We start from the raw sequence: 23,726 nt of genomic DNA on the forward strand, positions 1-23,726 counted from the left end.
TAGGATAAAATACCATGAGCAACGTCGGACAAAGGGAAACTATAACTCAAAATCGAGTGATTAAACTCTTTCAAACCCAACTCGGTTACACTTATCTGGGTAACTGGGAATATCGAAAAAATAACCGCAACATCGAAACCGAAATATTAAGCCAATGGTTAAGTAACCAAGGCATTAACAACACCTTAATTAATAACGCTTTGGAAAAACTCGATAAAGCCGCCACCTTGGGAGAAATCCAAAACCTTTATGATGCTAATAAAGCCGTTTATAGCTTACTTCGCTACGGAATTAAAGTTAAAGAAGGAGCCGGAGAACAAAAACAAACTATCTGGTTAATAGACTGGGAACATCCCGAAAATAACGACTTTTCCCTAGCAGAAGAAGTCACCGTTAAAGGCAAACTCAATAAACGCCCCGATATTGTTCTTTATATTAATGGTATCGCCCTCGGTATCCTCGAACTCAAACGCTCTATTGTTTCCATTAGTGAAGGTATCCGCCAAAACCTTGATAACCAGAAAAAAGAATTTATCCGCCCCTTTTTCACCACCCTACAGTTAGTTATGGCGGGAAACGATACCCAAGGACTCCGCTATGGAACTATCGAAACCTCAGAAAAATATTACCTAGAATGGAAAGAAGAAAACCCCGACTATAATCACCAAACAGATTCCTTAGATAAAAAATACCTGTCTAATTCTATCTATGAAAATGGGGATAATTTATTAGATTGTGCTTTAATTCGGTTGTGTAATAAAACCCGATTTATAGATTTTATTCATAACTTTATTGTCTTCGATAAAGGCATTAAAAAAACCTGTCGCCATCACCAATACTTCGGAATTAAAGCCGCCCAAAAACACATCCAACGAGGGGAGGGAGGCATCATCTGGCATACCCAAGGCTCAGGAAAAAGCTTAACAATGGTCTGGTTAGCCAAATGGATACGGGAAAACACCACAGATGCCCGAATTTTAATTATTACAGATCGTACCGAACTAGACGACCAAATCGAAGGCATTTTTCAAGGAGTAGATGAGGAAATTTATAAAACTAAAAGCGGGAGTGATTTAATCAATACCCTCAACCAAACAAACCCCTGGTTAATTTGTTCTTTAGTTCATAAATTTGGCAACCGGGAGGAAACCACCCAAAATCAAGCCACTGATGAATTTATCAAAACTCTGCAAATTCCCAGTGATTTTACCCCCAAATGTAACATTTTTGTCTTTGTCGATGAATGTCACCGTACCCAGTCAGGAAAACTTAACACCGCCATGAAAAAGATCCTACCCAATGCCGTATTTATTGGGTTTACAGGTACACCTTTACTCAAACAAGATAAACAACGCAGTATTGAAATTTTTGGTAATTATATCCACACCTATAAATTTAACCAAGCCGTAGCTGATAAAATTGTACTTGATTTGCGCTATGAAGCCCGCGATATTGACCAAAAACTGACCTCCCAGACGAAAATAGATCAATGGTTTGATGCCAAAACCAGGGGGTTATCTGATTTAGCAAAAACCCAACTCAAACAGAAATGGGGAACGCTGCAAAAACTCCTTTCCAGTAAGTCCCGCCTTGAGCAAATTGTTGCTGATATTTTATTAGATATGGAAACCAAACCCCGTCTTATGGATAAACGGGGTAATGCCATGTTAGTTTGTGGCAGTATTTATCAAGCTTGCAAAATTTATGAACTGTTTAGTCACACGGAATTCAAAGACAAATGTGCGATTATTACCAGTTATAAACCTGCCCCATCTGATATTAAAGGAGAAGAAACCGGAGAAGGACTCACCGAGAAATTAAACCAATATGCCATTTATCGGAAAATGTTGGCGGACTATTTCAACGACTCAGAAGATAAAGCCATGTATCGAGTAGAAGAGTTCGAGAAAGACGTTAAAAACCGCTTTATTCACGAACCCGGACAAATGCGCTTATTAATCGTTGTTGATAAACTCTTAACCGGGTTTGATGCTCCCCCCGCGACTTACCTTTATATTGATAAGAAGATGCAAGATCATGGTTTATTTCAAGCCATTTGTCGCGTCAATCGTTTGGATGGAGACGATAAAGAATATGGCTATATTGTCGATTATAAAGACTTGTTTAAAAAACTAAAAGGGGCAATCACAGACTACACCAGTGGCGCCTTAGAAGGTTATGATGCAGACGATATCGTAGGACTGTTAACAAATCGCCTGGAAAAAGGAAAAGAACGCCTCGACGAAACCCTAGAAATGGTTAGAGCTTTATGTGAACTCGTCCCCCTTCCTCGTCATCGCCAAGATTATTTACATTATTTTTGTACCCCAGATACCCGCGATAAAAATGCCTTAGCTAATAACGAACCGAAACGAGTTGCTTTATATCAAGCTGTTAATGCTTTAATTCGCGCCTATGCCAACCTCGCCAATGAGATGATAGAGGCGGGTTATACTAACACTGAAGCTAACAATATTAAAGCAGAAGTTGAGCATTATAGCAAGATGCGAGATGAAGTTAAAATCGCCAGTGGGGATTATTTAGATATGAAACTCTACGAACCCGCCATGCGTCATTTGCTAGACACTTACATCCACGCCGAACCCAGTGAAATTATCTCAAACTTTGAAGATTTAGGCTTAATTCAATTAATTGTAAATAACGGGACAAGTGCGATAGAAAATTTGCCAGTAGGGTTAAAGAAAAATCCGGGAGCCGTTGCCGAAACCATTGAAAATAACATGAGAAAAATTATCCTGGATGAAAGTCCCGTTAATCCTAAATATTATGAGGAAATGTCAGAATTATTGGAAGCTTTAATTGAGCAACGCCGACAGGAAGCCATTAGTTATCAAGAGTATCTGGAACAGGTCAAACAACTGGCAAAACAAATCATTCAATCCGAAGGGTTTGCTGAGTCTAATTATCCTCCCTCTTTAGATACTCCGGGGAAGCGTTCGCTCTATGATAACTTAAGAAAAGATGAAGCTCTAGCCCTCTCTATTGATACGGCTGTACGCTCTACTAAAAAAGAAGGTTGGATCGGCAATCGTTTTAAAGAACGGGAAATTGAGAGAGCCATTCGCGCAGTTATCGGTGAAAACAATCTTAATGTCCCCGATATCCTAGAGCTAGTGAAAAACCAAAATGAGTATCAATAAACTGGACAATCAAACCAATATAATTATCCGAGACATTCCGATTCAAATTGTGCGAAAGTCCATCAAAAACCTGCATATTGGGGTTTATCCCCCAGATGGTTCTGTTCGTGTTGCTGCACCCCTACAATTAACCGATGATAATATCCGGTTAGCCGTCATTTCTCGACTGTCTTGGATTAAAAAACACCAAGCCAAATTCCAAGCGCAACCCCGACAAACGAAACGCGAAATGGTGGCGGGTGAAAGCCATTATGTTTTTGGACATCGGTATCGAATGGAAGTCATTGAACGCCCCGGACAGCACGAAGTTGTTATTATTAATCATAGCACCATTCAGTTATTTGTTAATCCGGGTACATCTTCTAAAAATAGAGCCTTAGTTTTAAGGGAATGGTATCGAGAACAACTTAAATTAAAAATACCAGATTTACTCAATAAATGGCAATCTATTATCGGCGAACAAGTGGCAGATTGGGGTATTAAAAAGATGAAAACTAAATGGGGAAGTTGCAATATTAAAGCGCGTCGTATCTGGTTAAATTTGGAGTTAGCCAAGAAACCCATTGAGTGCCTTGAATATGTCTTAGTCCATGAATTAGTTCACCTGTTAGAAAGACATCATAACGAACGTTTTCAAGCTTATATGGATCAGTATTTACCCCAGTGGCGACAATATCGTGAGATTTTGAATCAGGAACCCTTGGGGGATATTTAGCTAAAAGTGCTGTATGGCGAAGCTGTTACCAAGTGCAAAGTAGCAATTCAAAGCCCCTCTCTGTAAGGGTTACAGCGATTGCTTGTAATAATTTGTTACAACCTGTCCCATTTTGCACGTATCTCGGTGGCTACCCGAAAGACTGATTTTCCTAAACCTGTGGAAGATCAAAGTTTTTCCGGGGCGGTGAGTCGGGAAATAAGCTTATTTTGTCAGAGGATATGGAGACAGGGGAAAGCATTGATAAAGTGGCGATCGCTCCCTTGACTTGCTCCGGTTGAATTTCTAAATAATTCTGCAATTGTTCAAGGTTCCGATGTCCAGATATCTCCTGAATGGTTCTGAGTGGGATGCCAGCGTTGCTCATCTGGGTTAGGGCCGTCCGTCTCATACTATGGCTACTGGCTCCATCAATATTCACTCGCTCAAATGCCTTTCTGAGAACCCGTGAGGCAGAGTCAGGGTTAATATGAGTGGTCTGATCCTCTCGAAAAATACCACCGGGAAACAACCAAATTTTACCCGCTTCTGGCTTATATCGTTCTAAGTATCCTCTCAGTTCATCTAGTACCGGAATCGTTCGAGTAGCGAGTTTCCTTTTGGTGTTGGACTTCCTAAAAGTTAGTTCCGGTCGGACATGACCGCGACGATCATAAACGTCCTGAGTGTATAGGGTAACAGCTTCATTGATTCTAACGGCGGTGAACAAACAGACAGCAAAAATCACCCTATCTCTGAGATTGTGCAAGCCCTCGTTAAATAGGATCTGGATTTCATCATGGCTGAGTATCTTGGCTTTCCCGTGTCTGTTGACCTTCACTAATCACCACACCCGTTAAGGGAATTGTTAGGGCGTGGGTGTTGCGATCGCAAGTGGGATTAAAAAATCAATCCTTTTCTATCAGTGCTTTTACCTTCCTGACTGTGTTAACAGATACCCCGACTTGTTCCGCAGTTTTCCGCAGTGATAACCCCTCATCCAGTGCTGCAATGATTTTCTGGGATGATGGCTTGTTTAAAAACTCCTCTACACTCTCAGGGGTAGGGGGTCGTCCAACGTTCTGACCCCATTTTTTAGCCCGTTCCATTCCTAATTTAATAGCTTCAGAGCGTCGCTTTTGCCGTTCCTGTTCTGCAATTAATCGCTCGACTTTATTAAGATTTTTATTTAAAATATCCTCTTCAATAGAAGATAAAACTTTAGGTTTCATCCTTCTTAAATCACTCAATACAGCCTTAGCTTCCTGTTCATTAAAAGCAAAGTATTCAGTCAAGCTTTCGATGGGAAAGTTAAAGGATTCATATTTATACTTAAAATATTTCTCAACGTTACCCCGATGTTTCCAAGTACCTAAAACCTTAACACTGAATGATTCATAATGCTTGTTTAAATCTCGTCTAACTTCCTCTATACGGGCTTCTACATCCCTCTGAGTTACTCCTATTTTATAGATTGTTCGCTCTGAATTCTTAATATTAATTTCTAAATAATAAAGTTGATTTGATAGGACTTTTCGGAATTCAGCCCGATAGATTTCTAAATCACTCAAGCATTGATTAAGGTTCGGAAAGCTTTTCCGGTAAGCTTTTTCCGCATCGCCTTCTAATTGCTGAAGCTTTTCTAGTATCAATGTCTCCTGAACTTGGTTAAACAAATTTAACGATAAACCACAAACCGGAATTTTACCCAGTTTTGTGAATTGGTATAAGCCTCTAAATCGATTAAATTCTAATAGTTTGTCTTTGATGAAAATGCTAGGTACTTCATCTTTATAAATTCCTAAATCCTGAATTCCGTAGCGATTCCAAAGGTCTTTAAGTTGTTGAAATTCCTTGGGAGTAAGGTTAATGTTAAAGCTGTCATATAGAGGAAGATAGGGTATTTCTCCCTCTCGATTCACCTCACGGCAAGTTTCTTGAGTATGAGCAAAGTGGTGAACTTTGATTTTCCCCTTCTTAGCGGTCAAGGTTCCATCGCAATATGGGCATTTTAGATCTGTTTTCCCTCGTTCAACGTCATCAATAGATATTAAGCTTTTGTCCGCGTCGATGCCGTATTTTAGCCACATTAGGGATACCCTTTAATTGATACACCGATTTCAGAAGATTATGGGGTTATGCTCCTGATTCTAGTGTATCAATTAAAGGTTAAGCTCAATCCTTTGCCTTACCGAGATAAACTGACCTGTGTTTCCCCCCACTCCAAAACCTGAGATACAAATACGGCCCACAACCGTTAATCGTTTTCTTCTCAATGCTCCCTCTACCAGTCCCCCCGCCGTTGCCATCGTTGGTGTTGGGAGTGTGGCGTTCGCTCTCCTCTGAAAGTTCATCTAAAGCCAATAGTCCATCAATCAATTCCCGTCGCTGTCCAGGGGAAAGGGTAACAGCCCACTGGATGACCCTCTCAATCGTTAGGGGTTCATCAGTCTGCTTACGTCGTGCCATAGTTCTCGTTTAGGGTACGTTTTTACTGGGTTTGAGGGGTGTTGTTGTACCCTAAATGTTTGGGTGTTGGGTTCATTTAGGGTACGGTTTTATTGAGTTTCAGAGTTTTTGTGTACCCTAAAAAAATGAATCCCACCGCAAAGGATGGGATTGAAACGAGAACTAACCCAATTGGTCAACAACACTCGGATACCATTTCAATTGCTGTCTGATTGCGTCTTTAGGGCCTTTCTGAGCGCTCAGGATTAACTTGCTAAACTCCATCCCTGATCCAATAGGCAACCAAGCGGGTTCCTTTCCAGGGTTAGGCTGTTGTAATCCTTTTTCAGCCAAAATCCTATTGACTTTAATTGCTGAATGTTTTTGTCCTGTTTTCTGTTCGAGAATTAACCCGATTTCCGTAGGAGTTAAAAGCTGTTCCGTCACCTCAACGGCTAGATTTTTCTTAGCATCTTCCATCGCTGGAATCAAAGCGGGGTAGGTTTTCCCAATGTTATTGGCAATGATTCCAGATATTAATTTAGGGTCAACATTAGTCGGTTTGAATACTGCTACTAAGGCATCACTAATTAATTGAGGTGATGGTAATTCAACGGGTTTTGAATTGTAACTACCTGTTTGACGGATGGAGGGGAGAACCTCACCAGTTACCCATCGCTTGAACACCTTGGCTTGTTTTTTCCGAGACGAGAGAATTAACGAGTACAGTCCTGACTCGTTGACACAACACATTTTCTGCTCACCGCCAAGGGTGGTAATTGAAAAGATACCCTTTTCATCTTCGTCCAGTCGGGTTAAAGCGTGGGATGGACTAATAATTTCAAGGGCATCACAGACATCGGCAGCTACCCACCAGAGTTGATTATCTTCAAAAGTGATCCGAATTTCTGTAGACTTGAAATTGAAACTTGTTAAAGTATTATTCATGGTGAACCTCACTAATCGAGTGTTTACATTCCCTGAGTGTTTCAGCACTGCGAGGGATTTTTCTATTGTAATAATTATAGCAATTAATATCAAGAAATGTGTGGATTAATTGCTATAATTCTAATTAATTAATCGTCTTCATAATCATTGCTATCATCATCGTCATCATCAAAAAGATAGGAGCGGTCTATCAGTTCCGCAGCGCAATACTTCTCAAACTTATAAGCCCGTCGATAAGCTTTTGCATAAGGTTTAGTTCCCATTGGGGGTGTTGTGAATTCCTCACCAAATAAAGCGACTAGAATCTTCAATCCTTTCAATCCGTTGGCAAGGGTAAAGGGTAGCAGTGTCATAAACTTCCCTTCTCGGATGTGGTAAAGTTGCCAGTCGTTTTCTGAAGGAACTAAACCCCAATTCCCCAACTTAAACCCGTAAACTTCAATCCATTCAATAGGGGTTGTACCATCGAATTTAATAGCACGTTCAAACTTGCAGAATTCAGGTTCTCCAACATCAATTAACTCGATATTGTTGATGATAAAGTCCTCTGCTAGTTCCTCACTCTCAAGGCAGTTTTGCTCGAATCTGTTCATTGCTTTTAGTATTGGTAGTAATCAATATCAATGTCGAGTTTTTCAATCAGTTCATTAACGTCCTGAAGTGCAAAGGATAGCTCTGGATATGCCTCTAAGCAGTCATTCCGCAGTAGTTCCTCAATTTGTCCATAGAGATAATCCAAATCACACTTAAAGGCTTCCTTATCCCTCAATTTCTGAGAGTTAATCGGTTTGATTTCGTTTTTCATAATGTTGATTTGTGAAGGGTTAGAAGGGGGAACATTCCCCCCCAATTGATTACAGATTAAAGTGACGTTGGGACGTGATGAAAAGCGTTGTAGCCACGTCCTTAATAGCTTCCGGTGGCAATTCTAAATCCTTTTCTAAATCTAAAGCTTTAGCTTGTTCCAAACAGAAGCCATAAAGCCCGGTCATGTCTTTGATATAAGTAGCGATTGCTCGTTTTTTATCATCACTCATTGGCTCATAATTGCTGTTAGCTTTTCCGTTGCCATTGCTGTTACCATTGCCGTTAGTTTTTGCGGTTTGTTCATCTTCTAAAAGCTTGTATTTTCCGTTATCGTCAAGGATTAATCGCTGTTCGCCTTTGGTTAAGCTTTTGAGTAATTCCGCTTTCTGGGTGTTAGCATCAGCCCAAATTTTAATCTCTTCTCCACCGCAATCGAAAACAGCGTTTACCTTCTCCCCATACTTGGTGTCGAGTATTTTTCCTGCGGGGTATTTAACGACTGCATTTAATAGTTTACCCATTGTTTTAGTCCTGTTTAATTGATGTTTTGTGAAGCGTTAGAAGGGGGAATTTCACCCCCTAGATTGTGTTTAGAAGCCTAAGTCAGCCTTAGCTTGAGCGTATTCTTCCGGTGTGTAGAATTCCGGGTGAGCAAGCGTGTCCATTGACTGTTGAAAGGCTTTACATTCGGCTTGATAACGCTGCATCCAAAGGTGTTTATAAGCAATTAACCATTTATTATTCTGTGTGGATTTCCAGGCGGAATTTAAAACGGTTCCTTTAGAAGCTCGTAAGTAGAAAGTTGTTTCACCGTCTAAGTTTTCCTCTACCCATCCGGTGCGGGTTTCAGTTGTACCGTCAGGATAGGTCATCTGGATCGTGTCGTATGTCGTACCGTCAAAGTCAGAGGTGTAAGATTTGACGATTTCAGTTGTAATCGCGACTTGATTGATTTGAGCTACCATTGTTTTAGATCCTTTTATTAGGGTTTGTAGGGAGATAAGCGGGTAAGTTGTCCAGACAGACCGCTTATCTCTTGGTTTTTGTAGAGGCATTTGTCTTACCTCTATGTCTTACATCATAACTAATCTGTCTTACTCTGTCAACCTGTTTTACAAGTTTTTACTTTAGTCTTACTTATATGTCAGACAGCAAGTAAGACATTTAACTTATCAGTCTTACACTTAGGGGGAATAGTCCCCCTGTGGTGTTCCTAGCCGTTATTCAGGGGGATGGACTTAGCCGCGTGTTCCCAAGTGCTGCGTCGGGTTAAACTGCCTTGCTGACGGGTTTTATTGTCGTCTTGGTAACTTCTCACCCATCGTTTCAGGGTGTCTAAGTCAGCCGTTGACGGATTAAAGCCTGATGATCCAACGGATGCAAGGGGACGGGGTTCGATATCAGATTGGCTTTCAGATTGGGTATCAGATTGATTGTCAGATTGATTATCGGGTTCAGTGGCTTCTACCGTTATCGCGTTGGGTTCCGGTTCAGTTGGGTTAGTGGGTTCTGATTCAGTTTGGTTAACGGTTTCCGGTGTTTCTGGGAGGATAGCGATCGCTCCGTTCTGTAAGCTGTCCAAGGCAGTCCAGAAGGTTTCGATCAGGTCATAGCGTCCCAACGATTCGGCGGCGTTAATGAAACTTTGGGACTGACTCAAGGCACTTTCGGCGGCTCCCTCTAACGTCAGGACTGTCTGGAGTTCGGCTTCTAAATTGGCTTTATTGTTCCGCAGTTCCTTGAGTTGGACTTCTAATTCGTCAATCTGGTTTTGAATGTTGCTAACTGAAGTGGTCAAACTGTTAATGTGTTGAGTGAAAAGCATTGTCTTACTCCTAAGCTGTTTACTGTGTGGCGTTCTCAGGGTTTTTGTTGCGTCTTACCCCGATGTCTTACATCATATCTGATTCTGTTTTACTTTGTCAACCCGTCTTACAATCAATCTTACTTATAGGTAAGACATCATGTAAGACAAATTGACTTATCAATCTTACTAAGCGCCTAACGGAACTAGAAACCCAACATCTACCAGGGAGTTAACAAACGTCTCAAAGCTTGTGATATCGAGGGTTTTACCTGAGTATTGCCGTTCGGTTTCCTTCTGCCATGCCATGAACTCCTGAAGGCTATTGATAGGGGTATGCGCTCGGCAGTTGTCCCATAGGGCTTGGGTGATTTGTTCCGGGGTTCCGGTGACGGTTAGCGAGTCGTCAAACAGTCTGTAGGTTGCCATTGCTTGTGTCCTCTCTATTAGGTTTGTTGGGGGGAAGATAACCCCCCTTTGATTATTAAGCCAGTTGTAGCCGCCGTTGTCTGTAGAATTGGGCGATATTGTTGTTAGCAAAAAGTGAATCAAAGTCTGTTGCTGTAGCGGTTTCCGGTGTTGCGTTAGTACAGAAGTCTAACAGAAACTTAACCCAGTTCGTAATTTTTGTAGCGTTGGTTGATCCTGCGTGATGTCTGAATTCGATTGTCCGGTGTGTCCGGTAGGATTGTAGATTGAGTTTGCTATACCGTGTTGTTTGTAGTCTTACCAATTCATTGATTGTCTGACACTCATCTATTAAGTCGGTTCTCATGGTCGAGGCTAGGGGTTGACAGTAGATGTTTGAGGTTCCGCGTCGTGAACGGGGTTGAATGCTATCAAGGTTTTGTGATTCATTCCCTAGCCAGCGTTTGATTGTGGATTTTACCCGGTCAACACCCAAGGCATCAGCCCCGATGTGGACGTGCAAGCCACAGTTCCGATTGACTTGGCATCCTAGACGGGTTAACACTTCACAAACCTTTCTGAGTTCGCTTAACCCTTGCTCCCCTGACAGGATAGGGCTTACAACCTCATAACCGCAGCTAGAATCAGTGATAATTTTCCAATGATTGCGGGTGATATGGTTGTAACCCTCAACCGCAGCATTGATGCCTTCCGCTTGTAACGCCGTTGCGATCGCGCTCCGGTCAACAGTGTTTAGAATCTCGATTTCAACCCCAAAGGTTAGCTCACCGCTTTGTAAGACCCGTTGCCGTTCCTGTTCGGCTCTGATACCCATAATCCGGTCATACTCAGCTTGTAAGATGACTTTCTTCTGATTCAGTTTGATAGTGGTGTAGCCTAAGCTTCTGTAGCGTTTGAGTTCGGTCTGTAGCGTTCTGTAGTTCATTTGTTTTACTCCGTTGGTTCCTTGTCTTACCTTTATGTCTTACATACTAACGGATTGTTTTACTAGCTGTCAACCGTCTTACAATTAGTCTTACTTATGTTGTTTTACATATCCTAATGAGTCTTACTTATATGTCTTACAAACTGTCTGACATCGTGTAAGATGATGGTAAGGTAAGACAAATGTAAAACAACGGAGTAAAACAATGGCTACCAACAAACTGCTCAACTTCAGATGTCCAGATGAACTGCTTACAGCTATTGAAGCTTACGGAGTAGAAAAATATCCATCCCAACAGGGGAAACTAGGGTACGACCAATCCAAAACCATCAGAGATATCCTAGTCGAAGGACTAGCGGCATTAACCAATGGGGAAGTAAGACTAGATAGGGATGAGATTGTAAAACAGAATCAGAACAAGTCAGACAACTGCATCGACTTAGAAGCAATCACGGCTCAAATATCGTCCCAATTTGAGGAACGCTTTATTAGATTAGAGGAAGCTCTCGCGGGAAAGTAGCAGCCCTCACCGATGAACTGGACGCGGTGAGGTTGGAACTAAAACAGGAGCAAGCTTTAAGGAATGCGGCTAAGGATGAGTTACAGCGATTAGAAGCCCGGAAGGATAAACATCTCAGCGAACTAGCATCAGAACTGGGTAGCGTAAACGCTATTAACAAAAGGCTTGAGTCGGAACTCGACCGGGCGCGAGGGGAACTGCTAGGGGGAGAAACGGCGATCAATAATCTTAAATTTGAATTAATGGAGAAGGATAGAGCGATCGCTACCCTTCAAACCGAACTCGATAATCGTCTAGCAGAAGCCGCTAAGAATGAGATTTTTCTCAGTGAGGAATTGCAGCTATTCCCCACACCGGAGGAACAAGCCACCGTTACTCCACCACCGGAGGAACTAAGCGGCACCAGTCAACCGGAACCGGAACACCTAGAGGAAGCGGAACCAATTACAGAAACTACTGTATTTGAACCGAGGGAAGCCACACCGGAGGAACCGGAAAACGACACTACAGAAGTGTTACAGACTGAAGTACAGCCGAAACTCTTAAACCCGAAACAACTTGCAGAATGGATTAATAAAAACTGTAATCCTGAGAAACCAATCACTGATCAAAATGTCCGAGATTGGTATAACCCCAAAAAAACCTGTGAGGAAAAACGGCTTGAGAACGAACAAAAATACGGTCACAAACTCGACCACAAGGACAAAAAAGGAACCCTTTGGTTTACGGTAGGCTAGGATTAAGTCACCTTCAAAACTCCATCAAGCCCCGGCAATTGGGGCTTTTTGCTGTGTTAAATTAAAATTATAAACTTACGACGTTAAACGACATTAAGAAGCTTAGAGTTGATCTAATTCGAGAAGCAATCAAAATCCTTTTAGAATCCCCCGAAACAAATAATCACGAATTAGGTAGGCAATTGGGGGTATCAGAGAGGGTAATTAGATATTGGAAAAAACACCCAGCTTGGCAACAGGAACGGCAGAAATTAATCAATGATCGTGCTGAAGCAATGGGCTTAAAGGATAAGCAGGAGCGTGAGGAATATCGGGAAAAACTGAAGAAACAGCGTCAACATTTAGAGATTTTGATGGAACAAGTTTACGCAAACGCTATGAGAGCGCTCAATATCTCTAATCAAGTTTTGGCTAGAACTTCAACGATGAATGATCCATTAAAGGCTTGCTCAATAGCTTTAAAATCCGGCGCGCATATTCAATCCAAAGCGTCTATACAAGGCATTACAGCTTATATAGACATTATGAATCACCTCTATCAAGTCCATATTTTGATTGAATATTTTGAAGGATTAGAGGAAGGGAGCGATCGCTAAATCGGTTCCGTTTAGTTCCGTTTAGTTCCGTTTAGTTCCGTTTAGTTCCAATCTACTCTCATCTAGTCTCATCTAGTCTCATATAGTCTATTTTGGACTACTCCCATATACGCCCATATACGCCCATTATTTTTTCAGCCTAGGGTGAGGGGTCAGACCCCCCAAACTTAGAGTAGATTAGAGTAAATTAGAGTGTTTGCTCTAATCCCCCTTAACCGATTTTGCTTTATCAAAGGCTAGATTAAGAATTTGCATCTCGATAGTGGAGTCAAACCCGCTTGAATCCGGGTGATATTTCTTAGCCAATTCTCGGTAATTATCCTTGATTTCCTCCAAAGTTGAATCCGGCGAACATTGCAGAATCTCCCACCAATCAAGCTTAGTATTCCGTCCTATTTTTGCCTCAGTAGTTTTGTTTTTTCCGGTGCGATATTGCTTCCCAGGCTTGCCAAATTCAAGCTCTAAATGGTGTTTAATCCATTGGGCTTTAGTCCGTTCATTCAGGGGTGCAAAAGGCTCTAAATACTCAAGGAATAGCTGTCTGTTATAGTCGTTATCTTTACCCCCAAACACAGCACCGAATAGCCAATCATTACATAAAAATGTTTTACCATCGCTGTTATGCTTATCACTAAAAGTTTCCCAAAGTTTGTCAGGCGGTTGACTTTTAGAGAATCGGGTTTTACGTTGACTCCGGGCGTACTTAACTTGCTTTAAAGTCGTCTCATCAAACAACTCCCCAAACTGTTGTTCAAAGGCTTCTGTATCATCTTCTGGCTTGCTTCCCCCTGGAAATTCAAACCCACACTCAGGGCAAATTTTAGCGAAAATACTAACCATTGAATGACAATTATCACATTCCTTAAGCATTGAATCGTCTTCTGGTTTTGGAGTCGGTTCTAGGGTGATTAAGAATTTTTTATTGAGCATTCCCAACCGTTTAACATTCCCCCCAAAATCAAGGATTAAGCAGTCTGTTTTATTGGGTGAAGTTCTTAAGCCACGTCCTGCCATCTGAACATACAACGCTCTGGATTTAGTAGCACGGGCTAGGACAATAAAACTAATTGATGGAACGTCAAAGCCTTCTGTTAGGCATCCGATAGAACTAATAACCCGTATTTCACCGGATGCTAATTTATCAAAATACATTTGTCTATCTTTAAATGGTGTACTCGCGTCAAGGTGCACTGTGGGAATACCCGCCGCGTTCAACAGTTGTGTCTGAAGTTGGGACTGTTCAACCCCAGCGTTAAATATAATCCCAGTCCGTCCCTCCCCTAACTCTAAAATTTGTTCTACAACCTTCTGAGGAACCTCTGAAGCCATAAACGCGGCTTGCATTTGCTGTTCCTTGAATTCCCCTGATTTGTTGGTGTCTAATTTGCAAATGTCCACTAACCCCCCATAACCAAAGTAACGAGGTCTAGCCAGATACCCCCGATCTATCAGTTCCCCAATTCCCGGCCCTTCTGCTATTGCGTCAAAATGAAGTCCAAAGTATTCATCAGTCGATTTCAACCGCCAAGGGCTTGCACTGAAGCCTAAGTGAACCGCGTTGAGGGTGTGGCTTTTAATTAGCTCATAGTGCTTGTAGAACGCTGTACTGTGGCACTCATCCAAAATTATCAGATCTAAATCATTTGGGGTTGCTCGATTCTGAAGGCTTTGGAGTCCGGCAATTTGAATCATGCGATCGCGCTCCTCCCGATACCCGGCTTTAATGATTCCGATATCATCAGGATTAATCCCAGCTTTTATCATTGCAGTCCGTGATTGTTCTACCAAAAAATCACGGTGAACTATCAACATACACCGCTTGTTTCTGCTTAGGGCATCACTCAATATTGATGATAAGATTGCCGTCTTACCCGCACCCGTTGGAGCATAGACTAAAATTCGTTTTTTACCTTGCCGTATTAACTGATATATAAGGCTTTTGAGTGCTTTTTGATAATCCCTTAATTCAAAAGGTTTGGGGGGATTTAATAGATTTTTGGTAAAGGAATCCTGGGATTGTCCCCCGGTGAGGAGGTCAAACAATGTTAATTGATTCATTTTTCTGTCCTAGATATTGTTAGTAATTAAGCTGTTTCTATTTGTGGTGAAATCGGTAGCAGTTCCGATAGCAATTTTGGAGGGATGAACCGGAGCACCGCGCCCAATAACTTGCAGAGTATCGGGATCGGAGTCGTGGCTAATATTCGCCTGAATTGCCTTTCCCCAAAGGCTTTAGCCGTCGTTATGATTTCTGAGACGACATCGACGGGCGTAATTTGTCCAGTTTCGAGGTCAGAAACGATGTTGGGTAGGTACTCCTCAGCAATCCAGCGACTCTCATCATCGAGTTCTGAAAGTTTAGTTTTGCTATATATAGCCTCTAATAACAAAACTAAACTTTTTTTCAAATCCCTGAAACCTATACCCAATCGCTCTTTTAGGGTAAATGTAACCGTTGATTTCGCTTTACCAATTGCCTCAGCAACCTGTTCAATAGTTAATGTTTTCCCTGACTTCATAGACTCCCATAGGGCTTGAATAATCCCCCGTTCGGTTTGGGTTCCCTTGGAAGCCGCGCCGGGTGCAATATCATAAACATCCTCAGTGATGACGGTAGCAGTCGGGTAGGCGAGTCGGATGGCGCTTATGGTGCTTTCATCCAGATCCGCGACTAGATAGCAGTGCAATTCTTCTGATGGTCTTTGATGCGCTCTCAACCGTCCAACGCACTGAATTAATTCGGATTGAATTTTGCGTTTTACCCAAGCCCCGTAATGTCCAGTCAGTTTATCGGGTGTGGGAGAATACCCGGTTAGGGTTTGGTACTCCCCTGCGACTTGACCAAGGTTAGGGATAGGGGAACCAATACTTGTTAATACTTGAGTGCTAAGGAATCGGTTAGATCCGCGAGTATCCCTGTACCAGTAACCCAGTTTCACGGTTTGGGCATCGTATTCAGATATTGCAGATTTATGGTCAATCAGTCCAATGTTTTGCCCTTGATGACGTTTTGCGATCGCTCTCTGAGCAAAACCAATCCGATCCTGCATTGTTTCCCGGCGTTGCTTACTCGCTCTTAAGCCATCGATGATGTGAATAGTTAGGTTAGGTGTTGGACGTTTGACCTCTGAAACCTCTAGGATTTCATCAGGACTAACCCCCAAACTCAAAGCTAAATCTTGCTTAGATTGAGTCGCATCTAAGAAAATAGAAAACCCTGCATTTTTAACGATGTTTCGATGACGTTTGGATAGCTTGGTGATAGTAAGCTTGCCGTTATCAATCGATAAATTAATCCGTTCATTTCCCAGTAAGCAATCAATTAAAGCAGGTAGCCAAGATGGGATTACATTATCTTTAATTGCTTGCTGTTTTTCTTCCGGTGTTTGTAATCCGTTGATAAATTTTGCGTAATTTTCAAAGATTTTATAGCACTCATTTCTTAGATCAATTAATGAAGGCGCGATAAAATCCTCACCGATCACTTTAGTGGCTGTAGGCTCCCCATTAATCATTTCATAATGCCAGATAGGAGTACCCCAAACATTATCCGCTTTCAACCAATCATCTGCATATAGCTCCCAAATTAATTGATTTAATTCGTCAATTGTTGGCATTAACTTCATCACGTCCCGATGATTAATTCCGTACTTATGTTTCTCGGTTGTGATGGTCTGTAACGCCTTGTAGACAGCGACTAAGACCGGGTGTAATACTTTGAAAATACGTTCATCATCTCGAAGTTTCAGCTTGCCAACTATCTTTAAAATATCATCGATTTTGACACTAATTTGATGGGTATTAACCAGGCTTAAATCATCAAGAGTTAAGATGTCATCGGATGCAGGAGATATTGAGTTAATGTCAGCCCGGATTAACCTTTCATTGGTTAAGGTGTGCCGTCTGTTTTCTAGGAACGTGCAGCCGTTAAAAAGCAGTGGGCATGATTGACAAATCGGTGAATCTTTCCCCCCATAAACACTTAATCCCAAGTCTGCAACCGTTAAGAAAGTATTAGTTTCTGGACAGTTAGAAGGTATATCAGGGGTTTGATTAGGTTTGGCTCTTACAACGTGAGGATTACCCATTGCTGTAGTCCGGCTGTAGTCATAATTTAAACCCGGATGTCGAGCTTCGTGGTCAACATAATTAATTTCTACTGTTTCGGTAGTTGGGTTTCTGTGGTCAGGAGATAGGTAAAAAATCCGGGTTTTGTTGTCTTTGTCATTGGGGTCAATTCCAAAGGTTTGAAGGTTAATTAATCCAGATTCGTGAGACTTCCCATAACCCGCAGGGGTTGTGTCCAGTGAAAATTTAAAACCCCGTTCTCTGGCTTCTGCAAATAATTTCCGCCGTTGCCCTTCATTAAAAAAGATTTTAGGGCATCCCATCTGTTGCCATTCCTCCACCATTGGCAATTGTCCAGGGATATAGGATAGCGTGGTTAGGGGTTGAGGTTTCCAGAGAACAATCGCGCTACTGTTAACCGTTGTTTGTTGAACAGTTTCTACTGGTTTTGTTGTAGGGTTAACGGGTTTAGTTTTCCGGTTGAACCGACCATAAAAGCGTTTAACAACGTTGACTAAATCTTTTTCTAACTGTGGCTGTTTGAATCGTCTATCCCATTCATCCTTAGAGATTAGATCGTTATTTTTGCGACTGCTTTGTTGAGCTAAAAACGCCTTTAATTCATCGGAATTATCCCACTCCTCAAAAGGAATAATCCGGGCATTATTAAAGGTGATAGTGTCAATTTCGTCAACGTCAATCTTATCTGATTTCGGCTTATCCTCTTGACCCCAATCCCTGACACAGAGAGTGATACCGTGCTTTTTAAGGAATAAGAACGACTCCCGATAAGCGTACATTACATGATGGTTAAACTTGCATCCGGTATCAGGATTCAGGATGTAAGTGTCGAACAATCCACTATCAATAATCTCCTTAAATTCATTGGGGGAACCATGCCAAGCTGTACCACCAGAACCCAACACATTAATATTGTGTAAATGCGCTGCAATCAATGGCTTAAGGGTTCCCTCGATAATGTCGAGGATTCTTGAGTTATTTAGTTTTAAAAACTGTAAAGGACGTTCTTTAGAAACACGGCGCTCTGAACACCCAGTTAACCAAGGGTATTTAGGAATTTCTTTACCCTTTTTATCGAGTTCACCCCGATGGTCGGTGGCAACTTGTCCCCCCGTGATTTGCCCTTTAATGTTGCGAGTAAAAACAATAAATCCACTATCACCATTAGTTAGGGTTCCTCTGTCTCCCATACCCGGAAAACTGGGATTAATCGGAATTGAATTGAATTCCTGGTAACGGTCAACCGATACAGAACCGATACTATCAATTTGAGAATCCGATAAACCTCTACCCCTCAAAGCTTTACGATGACGGGTATTTAATCCTAGTTGCTTCTGAATTTTCCGGGCTTCTGTGTCCAGTTGCTCATCGGTTAGGGGTTTGAGGTTGCTGGGTTTTGTGGTTTTCTCGATTTGGGGACGGTATTCTGTTTTATTTTGGTTCCCTGAATCAATCCCCCAAACAGACCCCATCCCACCGCGCGCCTGTTTCTTGTATTCCCAGCCATTAATAGTCCATTGGGAGTCAGCCCGAATACAGGTAACGACTCGACCCGAATGTGAGATAAGGCAACCGTGATCCTTTTGACAGATAGGGCAAGGATTACGCTTGCTCGAATAAAATCCTTTACCGCTCGACTTTGACCCAAACCCTCGACTTAAATCTTGGTAATCCATTAGCCCTCACCCCCTTCTGAAGCTTGGGTGAGTGTGGCGATCGCCATTCCCCACATTCCCCGTGTAGATTTAGGGGATTGTGCTAGAATGTGAATTATGAAAGAACCATGATCTAGTCTGCTAGTATCTGGTAGACAGGTCGGAATATCGGATAAATTGCTAAAGGGAGCTAAATTCTTGGCACAAGGATCATTCTCATCCCCCCCTAAGCGGGTTATGAATCGAAAATTAATTGATTTTTTTTGCCCAAAGGATGCCAGTATAGGCAATAATATATTTATCATTTAATTTGCGTATTACCTACGCGATACCCCCAATCTGCCGACTGTTCAAGAGTCGCAGGTTAGGTTTTTTACAAAAAACAATCATTTGAGAGAGCCGTGTAACTATTCTAATAGTTACGCGGCTTCATTTTCGAGGGTGTGCAGCAAATCCCTAATAATTTGGGATTTTGATTTCCTGGTTTCGGATTGACGAGCTTTGAGAAGCTGATCGAGGTCAGGGGAAATTTTTACTGAAATGTTTACAACGTGATTTAATTCTTTGCCTGCTGGGTGCTTCATTTTTACACCAATTAAAATGTGCTACTCAAATTATAAACCAAGCTTTATCAATTTAGGTAGTATTACATTATTTTTGTGGCGAGTGATCTTTAAAGCTCGGAAAATGAGCAGAAAATATTCGTTTGATGCGCGTTCCATGAGCGAAAAATTTTGCTTTATAATCAGATGCTAGTTGTCTGGGATGGCGACCGCCAAAAGCTTAGACAATTGGCGAATTATTCAACATACACAAAATGTACACAAATTAGCATCTGATTTGGGATTAGCAATTGCTTTCACCTTCATTCAATCTCTAGCAATGCAAAATGTATCTCGACCAAACATTTTATATCCGGCATTAACTAATAGCCAGTGATACTACGAGTATCATTCTTTTAGACGACATTAGACAATATTAGACGGTATTAGACGACATTAGACTAAGCTGATCTCGATTACGCTACTTTTGCTGATAGCTTTCTCCTCAAATATTCAGCCAACAGCAAAGCCTCAGCCCTCCCGTGATGCTTTTTTAACTTGAGATTATTGGCTTCATTTGGGAATAATTGCAAAGCCTTCACCCTCGATGATTCCTTATCCGTAGACAATCCATAGTATTTTTTCCAGCATTGGGGGGTGACGAATTCGACGGGAATATTTAACGCTGCAACGATGCCAAGCCATACCCCATAACCCATCCCGAAGCTGAACATTGAGGAAACACCTTGACCGGGCATGGCATGGACATTCTCTATAATAATGATGGAATTAAGTGTTACCAGTTGTTTAAGTTCAGAAGCCATTAAAGTTGGGTTTGGCTTGGTCTTGCCATTCTGCTTTATGGTCGGACAATCAATAAAGTGAATTCCGGCGGGTGAGATACTAGCGATCGCTCCCGATAGTCCGGGGTCGATTCCAATGAAATTTTGATAGGTAGTCATAGAGTTTGTGGAGTTTGCGGAGTTTGCGGATATTGGTAAAGGGTGGCTGTGAAAATTTCCCAGCTTAGGCGAACTCTAAATCATCCCCATCACTCCAGTGGGGAGAATGGAAATCGAAATATTTTGGGCTCTCATCATCCCACAGGACGTAAATTTCCCAGCGTTGATCCTTGGGATTGGGGGCCATCCAGATAATGAGCCCGTAATTAATTTGAAGCTTCAGATAATTTTCAGTGTCCAGGCGATCATCACAGATGTATCTATATTTAACTCTATCTCCCACCTTAAACTTAGGATTAGGAATTCCTAATTTGTTGCTAGTAAATTGAAACGGGCTAAATGCTTTATGCTGCGGTGAACGCTCTCTTAAAAAGGGTAAGTATGCCATTGCTTTTCCTCTAAATACAGTTGGGTTTACCGTTCAAATATCTTCCACAGTCCCCCCCGTTTCTCACCCCGTATTGAACAAGATAATCTTCATAAGTTTTCTGAGGTTTGGGGGGTGAAACTATCTTGTAATTAGGAGCAAACCTATCACGGCTGAGGCAACCATCACCGCCGTTATTCTGAAGACAAAACCAAGCTTCTGACCCTTCCTCTACAATAATAGGCTTCTGTGGTTTTTTGGTAATGATTGCGGGTGCTTCTGATGGTCTAGTAGGTGTTGTTAATTCCCGTCTACCGTCTCCGGGTTTAATTTGTTCCTTTGGGTCAGCCTTGACAACAGTTTTAAAACTAGCGATCGCAAACACTAACAATCCAATTAGGAGCAAGCCACCGCAGCCAATAACCGACAATTTAAGTATTATCAAATCTTGACGCGATAACCCGTTAGGGTTCCCATAGTCTATCTGATTCATGTTAATTAATCTCCTAAAGTTTGTTGTCACGGGTTCCTGTTGTCACGTTGTCACTACAGCTATATGACCGGGCATAAGCCAAGGTATAAAGGGGAATTCTAAAAACTGTGACAAGGCGTGACAACCCATGAATAGGGCGTGACAGCGTATGACAACGGATTGTGACAACGGGTGACAACGTGACAACTAATTAGGGGTAAACGATACCTTAACAGTCCCTCCTGTCTGTTCCTCTGATACTGTTCCGTGACCATTTTTTTCTAACCATTCAAACGCATAACGTATGGCTTGAGATGACAAATCACGCCCAATAGATGAACGTTGGACATCACGAACTGATACCGATTCCTTGCCTTTACAGAATGCTAGAATCTGCATAAATCGGTCATCAGGGTTAGAATCATTCTCTGGTTTCTTCTCAAGCTTTCTAATGTCAAAGGATGGAGAATTTGGGGAAGTTTTAGGCGGTTGTTTAGGTTTGGTTGGTTCATCATCAATAAAATTTTCTACACAATCATAGACGGGTATTGATGATTCACTTAGGAATCTAGGAGCGATTAAATTTGATGGAGCATTGCCTTTTTTCCTGTACTGGGAATGATGGGAATGGGTTGGGTGTTGTGCGATAGTGTGAGAGTTTGAGCCACTGATAACAACAGGATAAGCTGTGTTCTGAATATACAAAAATCTTGGGTCATCATGTTTCCAAATGTTCTGTATTTCACCCCTAGCAGAAGCACCACAAAGCACTAATAAAAAATTATTCCTGAATTTCCCGTCAATCCCTATGGCTTCAGTGTTGTGCGATTGCATAAACCCCAATAAACAGATATCAAACTTTCGAGCATTGGATAATTTTCTGATGGCATAGGAGAAAGTTTTGACCCGCTTTTCTTTACCTCCCAATGGCTTAACAATATCCAATTGAGCTAACTCTGATATGGTGTCATTAATTTCGTCTAGGCAGATGATTAATGGGTTGCCTTCTTGATATTTACGCCGTTCAACTTCGTCAATTAACCAGCATAAAATCTGATAAATTGACTCAACATCTGACTCAATCCTAGGGAATCCCATCTGTTGCCAAATCGGGTTTTTACTCGCGTGAATGTCAAGGACAATCACTTCCGCCGGTTTGACGGCCGTTAACTTCCCAACAACAAACCCGGCTCCTAAACTTGTCTTAGCAGAACCGGAGTTACCACCAATTAAGATTCCAGAAGCTTCATCGCTTAACCCTTCCCAGTTATAAAACTCTAATGATGGTTCTGTGGAAGGTTCCCCCATCATCCCCAAGATATGATTATTAATAGTGAGGTCTGGCATCCGGGGTGTAGGGAATACAGCCTGCTTGTAACGTTCGATAACCGCAGCTTCCCCAATGTCGTAAATGGTGTCGCAGGTATCTTGACGGATGATAGAGCGTTCTGTCCTCTTCATGGCTGGATAAGTTAGAGCCGTTCCGATTGACGCAGCTATAGCGCCCATTCCGAAACCATAGAATTTATTGGGTGAGGGATAGGGTTGACTCAATCCCCATATCATTCCTAATGTTCCCGTTGCAATCCACAGCCCGGAACTGATGGTTAAAATGTTAGACATACGCTGCAACACCTCCCAAGATGCAACCAACAAACAGAATGATTACTATCCCAAAAAGAACGGCTTCAGATGTGTTTAAAAGCCCGATGTAGCTCTTTCTGCCGTAATAGCTCAACAGCCCAATTAATGCCAATAAAAAAAGGGTGATAAACACCCAGAACCAACCTTGTAAACTGTTGTAATAACGGAACACTAACCCGGTGATACAAACCCAACAAATAGACCCGATAAAGTAGCCAATAAAATTCAATACCCTAGCCATTGTTTATCACCGTCCTCTTAACCTATCTCGACTAGATTTAACGTTGTTTAGTAGCTCGTTCATCCGTTGGTTATTGGCTTTTAATTGTTCCCTGTAGTTGGCTTTAGCTGCCTCTATAGCTGCGGTTTGAGCATTTAATAATGATTGAGTTTCCGTAACAATTCCATACTTCTGAGAATCATTAGAAGCGGTCAAGGTGATAATTTTGCTCATCTCCTTAGCTGTGGTTATTTCTCCTTTAGAAATTGCTTTAATGTTTTTACCGAACTTCTTAACGTTCTTAGCGTTTTTGGTAACATTTTTAGCAATTTCTGAGGACTGTTTTACCAACTCATCATCAACAATCCAGCCCCTCTCATTGGCTTCTCTAACGAGTTGGGATGATGTGTAAAGGTTGTTATCATTGGGGGTGAAACTATCAGGAGTTAAAGCGTTCTCGTTGACAGAAGGGAGGCGGTCAAGGTTGTTTTCACCTCCCGTGAAAAAATTAGCGATCGCTGATAGAATGCCCATTTACCATTTCTCCCCTTTCTCATGTTCCAGCCATAGCCGTTGATTGTCTATAGTTCCTTGCTGGTAAGCGTTACGGGTTTCTAGTTGATCGGAATGTTGAACGATTAAAATAACTAAACCCGTCATAATACCACCAATAAAAAACCAGAAAAAATTATCGCTATTCATGTTT

Annotated in this window: 26 protein-coding genes; 5 read left to right on the top strand and 21 right to left on the bottom strand. The window is 41.8% G+C overall.

Annotated features, from left to right (window positions below; genetic code table 11):
• The first annotated feature begins 14 nt into the window (after positions 1–14).
• Together IQ236_RS16955 and IQ236_RS16960 are read left to right on the top strand one after the other, a co-directional pair.
• Positions 15–3,161 carry a type I restriction endonuclease subunit R gene (locus IQ236_RS16955; RefSeq protein ID WP_193870386.1) on the top strand — a complete coding sequence of 1,049 codons (3,147 nt, stop codon included), beginning with the start codon at positions 15–17 and terminating at the stop codon, positions 3,159–3,161.
• A complete protein-coding gene (locus tag IQ236_RS16960; RefSeq protein ID WP_193870387.1) occupies positions 3,148–3,876 on the top strand; it encodes a M48 family metallopeptidase in 729 nt (242 codons plus the stop codon). The genes IQ236_RS16955 and IQ236_RS16960 overlap by 14 nt, the downstream gene beginning before the upstream one ends.
• A gap of 151 nt (positions 3,877–4,027) precedes the next feature.
• Here the strand turns inward: IQ236_RS16960 and IQ236_RS16965 are convergent, their stop codons facing one another.
• The 10 genes from IQ236_RS16965 to IQ236_RS17010 form a co-directional block, all read right to left on the bottom strand.
• On the bottom strand, positions 4,028–4,696 hold the full coding sequence (locus IQ236_RS16965; protein WP_193870388.1) for a tyrosine-type recombinase/integrase: 669 nt from the start codon (positions 4,694–4,696) through the stop codon (positions 4,028–4,030).
• Between the two features lie 67 nt (positions 4,697–4,763).
• Entirely contained in the window at positions 4,764–5,945 is a 1,182-nt protein-coding gene (locus IQ236_RS16970; protein ID WP_193870389.1) for a GIY-YIG nuclease family protein, read from the bottom strand.
• Positions 5,946–6,030: 85 nt separating this feature from the next.
• A complete protein-coding gene (locus tag IQ236_RS16975) occupies positions 6,031–6,324 on the bottom strand; it encodes a hypothetical protein (protein WP_193870390.1) in 294 nt (97 codons plus the stop codon).
• A gap of 162 nt (positions 6,325–6,486) precedes the next feature.
• The gene (locus tag IQ236_RS16980) at positions 6,487–7,251 is read right to left on the bottom strand and encodes a BRO-N domain-containing protein (protein WP_193870391.1); all 765 of its coding nucleotides are present in this window, start codon (positions 7,249–7,251) and stop codon (positions 6,487–6,489) included.
• Between the two features lie 128 nt (positions 7,252–7,379).
• A complete protein-coding gene (locus tag IQ236_RS16985) occupies positions 7,380–7,844 on the bottom strand; it encodes a hypothetical protein (protein WP_193870392.1) in 465 nt (154 codons plus the stop codon).
• A 5-nt stretch (positions 7,845–7,849) separates the two neighbouring features.
• Positions 7,850–8,056, bottom strand: coding sequence for a hypothetical protein (locus tag IQ236_RS16990; RefSeq protein ID WP_193870393.1), 207 nt, complete (start codon positions 8,054–8,056; stop codon positions 7,850–7,852).
• A 49-nt stretch (positions 8,057–8,105) separates the two neighbouring features.
• Positions 8,106–8,579 (bottom strand): hypothetical protein, encoded by a 474-nt coding sequence (locus IQ236_RS16995; RefSeq protein ID WP_193870394.1) that lies wholly within the window; start codon positions 8,577–8,579, stop codon positions 8,106–8,108.
• A 69-nt stretch (positions 8,580–8,648) separates the two neighbouring features.
• Entirely contained in the window at positions 8,649–9,023 is a 375-nt protein-coding gene (locus tag IQ236_RS17000; protein ID WP_193870395.1) for a hypothetical protein, read from the bottom strand.
• A gap of 248 nt (positions 9,024–9,271) precedes the next feature.
• Positions 9,272–9,883 carry a hypothetical protein gene (locus IQ236_RS17005; protein WP_193870396.1) on the bottom strand — a complete coding sequence of 204 codons (612 nt, stop codon included), beginning with the start codon at positions 9,881–9,883 and terminating at the stop codon, positions 9,272–9,274.
• A gap of 463 nt (positions 9,884–10,346) precedes the next feature.
• The gene (locus IQ236_RS17010) at positions 10,347–11,216 is read right to left on the bottom strand and encodes an amidoligase family protein (RefSeq protein WP_193870397.1); all 870 of its coding nucleotides are present in this window, start codon (positions 11,214–11,216) and stop codon (positions 10,347–10,349) included.
• A gap of 205 nt (positions 11,217–11,421) precedes the next feature.
• On the opposite strand from IQ236_RS17010, the gene IQ236_RS17015 reads away from it, so the two are divergent.
• From IQ236_RS17015 to IQ236_RS17025, 3 genes are all read left to right on the top strand, one after another.
• On the top strand, positions 11,422–11,736 hold the full coding sequence (locus tag IQ236_RS17015; protein ID WP_193870398.1) for a hypothetical protein: 315 nt from the start codon (positions 11,422–11,424) through the stop codon (positions 11,734–11,736).
• A 32-nt stretch (positions 11,737–11,768) separates the two neighbouring features.
• Entirely contained in the window at positions 11,769–12,473 is a 705-nt protein-coding gene (locus IQ236_RS17020; protein WP_193870399.1) for a hypothetical protein, read from the top strand.
• 182 nt (positions 12,474–12,655) lie between these two features.
• Complete coding sequence (locus IQ236_RS17025; RefSeq protein ID WP_193870400.1) at positions 12,656–13,069, top strand: hypothetical protein; 414 nt, start codon at positions 12,656–12,658, stop codon at positions 13,067–13,069.
• A gap of 201 nt (positions 13,070–13,270) precedes the next feature.
• Here IQ236_RS17025 and IQ236_RS17030 read toward each other — a convergent pair whose 3' ends face one another.
• The 11 genes from IQ236_RS17030 to IQ236_RS17085 form a co-directional block, all read right to left on the bottom strand.
• Complete coding sequence (locus IQ236_RS17030) at positions 13,271–15,127, bottom strand: DEAD/DEAH box helicase family protein (RefSeq protein WP_193870401.1); 1,857 nt, start codon at positions 15,125–15,127, stop codon at positions 13,271–13,273.
• A 26-nt stretch (positions 15,128–15,153) separates the two neighbouring features.
• A complete protein-coding gene (locus tag IQ236_RS17035; protein ID WP_193870402.1) occupies positions 15,154–18,834 on the bottom strand; it encodes a hypothetical protein in 3,681 nt (1,226 codons plus the stop codon).
• Entirely contained in the window at positions 18,834–19,118 is a 285-nt protein-coding gene (locus IQ236_RS17040; RefSeq protein WP_193870403.1) for a hypothetical protein, read from the bottom strand. Before IQ236_RS17040 ends, IQ236_RS17035 begins: the two co-directional genes overlap by 1 nt.
• 114 nt (positions 19,119–19,232) lie before the next feature.
• Complete coding sequence (locus tag IQ236_RS28365) at positions 19,233–19,397, bottom strand: ribbon-helix-helix protein, CopG family (RefSeq protein ID WP_193870404.1); 165 nt, start codon at positions 19,395–19,397, stop codon at positions 19,233–19,235.
• A 434-nt stretch (positions 19,398–19,831) separates the two neighbouring features.
• Positions 19,832–20,317 (bottom strand): RuvC family protein, encoded by a 486-nt coding sequence (locus tag IQ236_RS17055; RefSeq protein WP_193870406.1) that lies wholly within the window; start codon positions 20,315–20,317, stop codon positions 19,832–19,834.
• 64 nt (positions 20,318–20,381) lie between these two features.
• On the bottom strand, positions 20,382–20,705 hold the full coding sequence (locus IQ236_RS17060) for a hypothetical protein (protein ID WP_193870407.1): 324 nt from the start codon (positions 20,703–20,705) through the stop codon (positions 20,382–20,384).
• A gap of 10 nt (positions 20,706–20,715) precedes the next feature.
• Positions 20,716–21,177: a hypothetical protein gene (locus tag IQ236_RS17065; protein WP_193870408.1), complete on the bottom strand. Its 462-nt coding sequence runs from the start codon at positions 21,175–21,177 to the stop codon at positions 20,716–20,718.
• 186 nt (positions 21,178–21,363) lie between these two features.
• Positions 21,364–22,779 carry a hypothetical protein gene (locus IQ236_RS17070; protein WP_193870409.1) on the bottom strand — a complete coding sequence of 472 codons (1,416 nt, stop codon included), beginning with the start codon at positions 22,777–22,779 and terminating at the stop codon, positions 21,364–21,366.
• Positions 22,772–23,041 (bottom strand): hypothetical protein, encoded by a 270-nt coding sequence (locus IQ236_RS17075; RefSeq protein ID WP_193870410.1) that lies wholly within the window; start codon positions 23,039–23,041, stop codon positions 22,772–22,774. Before IQ236_RS17075 ends, IQ236_RS17070 begins: the two co-directional genes overlap by 8 nt.
• Positions 23,042–23,047: 6 nt before the next feature.
• Positions 23,048–23,554 (bottom strand): hypothetical protein, encoded by a 507-nt coding sequence (locus IQ236_RS17080; RefSeq protein ID WP_193870411.1) that lies wholly within the window; start codon positions 23,552–23,554, stop codon positions 23,048–23,050.
• A complete protein-coding gene (locus tag IQ236_RS17085; RefSeq protein ID WP_193870412.1) occupies positions 23,555–23,722 on the bottom strand; it encodes a hypothetical protein in 168 nt (55 codons plus the stop codon).
• Positions 23,723–23,726: the final 4 nt, after the last annotated feature.

It is taken from the genome of Planktothrix mougeotii LEGE 06226, from assembly GCF_015207485.1.
Classification (GTDB): Bacteria; Cyanobacteriota; Cyanobacteriia; order Cyanobacteriales; family Microcoleaceae; genus Planktothrix.

Bases quoted from the DNA above. Each gene is read 5' to 3' on its own strand.
- IQ236_RS16980 (WP_193870391.1), bottom strand. From the start codon at position 7,251: ATGAATAATACTTTAACAAGTTTCAATTTCAAGTCTACAGAAATTCGG.
- IQ236_RS17015 (WP_193870398.1), top strand. From the start codon at position 11,422: ATGGCTACCAACAAACTGCTCAACTTCAGATGTCCAGATGAACTGCTT.
- IQ236_RS17055 (WP_193870406.1), bottom strand. From the start codon at position 20,317: ATGACTACCTATCAAAATTTCATTGGAATCGACCCCGGACTATCGGGA.
- IQ236_RS17070 (WP_193870409.1), bottom strand. From the start codon at position 22,779: ATGTCTAACATTTTAACCATCAGTTCCGGGCTGTGGATTGCAACGGGA.
- IQ236_RS17085 (WP_193870412.1), bottom strand. From the start codon at position 23,722: ATGAATAGCGATAATTTTTTCTGGTTTTTTATTGGTGGTATTATGACG.
- IQ236_RS16955 (WP_193870386.1), top strand. From the start codon at position 15: ATGAGCAACGTCGGACAAAGGGAAACTATAACTCAAAATCGAGTGATT.
- IQ236_RS17040 (WP_193870403.1), bottom strand. From the start codon at position 19,118: ATGATAAATATATTATTGCCTATACTGGCATCCTTTGGGCAAAAAAAA.
- IQ236_RS17030 (WP_193870401.1), bottom strand. From the start codon at position 15,127: ATGAATCAATTAACATTGTTTGACCTCCTCACCGGGGGACAATCCCAG.
- IQ236_RS17010 (WP_193870397.1), bottom strand. From the start codon at position 11,216: ATGAACTACAGAACGCTACAGACCGAACTCAAACGCTACAGAAGCTTA.
- IQ236_RS17065 (WP_193870408.1), bottom strand. From the start codon at position 21,177: ATGAATCAGATAGACTATGGGAACCCTAACGGGTTATCGCGTCAAGAT.
- IQ236_RS16975 (WP_193870390.1), bottom strand. From the start codon at position 6,324: ATGGCACGACGTAAGCAGACTGATGAACCCCTAACGATTGAGAGGGTC.
- IQ236_RS16990 (WP_193870393.1), bottom strand. From the start codon at position 8,056: ATGAAAAACGAAATCAAACCGATTAACTCTCAGAAATTGAGGGATAAG.
- IQ236_RS17000 (WP_193870395.1), bottom strand. From the start codon at position 9,023: ATGGTAGCTCAAATCAATCAAGTCGCGATTACAACTGAAATCGTCAAA.
- IQ236_RS28365 (WP_193870404.1), bottom strand. From the start codon at position 19,397: ATGAAGCACCCAGCAGGCAAAGAATTAAATCACGTTGTAAACATTTCA.
- IQ236_RS17075 (WP_193870410.1), bottom strand. From the start codon at position 23,041: ATGGCTAGGGTATTGAATTTTATTGGCTACTTTATCGGGTCTATTTGT.
- IQ236_RS17035 (WP_193870402.1), bottom strand. From the start codon at position 18,834: ATGGATTACCAAGATTTAAGTCGAGGGTTTGGGTCAAAGTCGAGCGGT.
- IQ236_RS16995 (WP_193870394.1), bottom strand. From the start codon at position 8,579: ATGGGTAAACTATTAAATGCAGTCGTTAAATACCCCGCAGGAAAAATA.
- IQ236_RS16970 (WP_193870389.1), bottom strand. From the start codon at position 5,945: ATGTGGCTAAAATACGGCATCGACGCGGACAAAAGCTTAATATCTATT.
- IQ236_RS16985 (WP_193870392.1), bottom strand. From the start codon at position 7,844: ATGAACAGATTCGAGCAAAACTGCCTTGAGAGTGAGGAACTAGCAGAG.
- IQ236_RS16960 (WP_193870387.1), top strand. From the start codon at position 3,148: ATGAGTATCAATAAACTGGACAATCAAACCAATATAATTATCCGAGAC.
- IQ236_RS17060 (WP_193870407.1), bottom strand. From the start codon at position 20,705: ATGGCATACTTACCCTTTTTAAGAGAGCGTTCACCGCAGCATAAAGCA.
- IQ236_RS17080 (WP_193870411.1), bottom strand. From the start codon at position 23,554: ATGGGCATTCTATCAGCGATCGCTAATTTTTTCACGGGAGGTGAAAAC.
- IQ236_RS17005 (WP_193870396.1), bottom strand. From the start codon at position 9,883: ATGCTTTTCACTCAACACATTAACAGTTTGACCACTTCAGTTAGCAAC.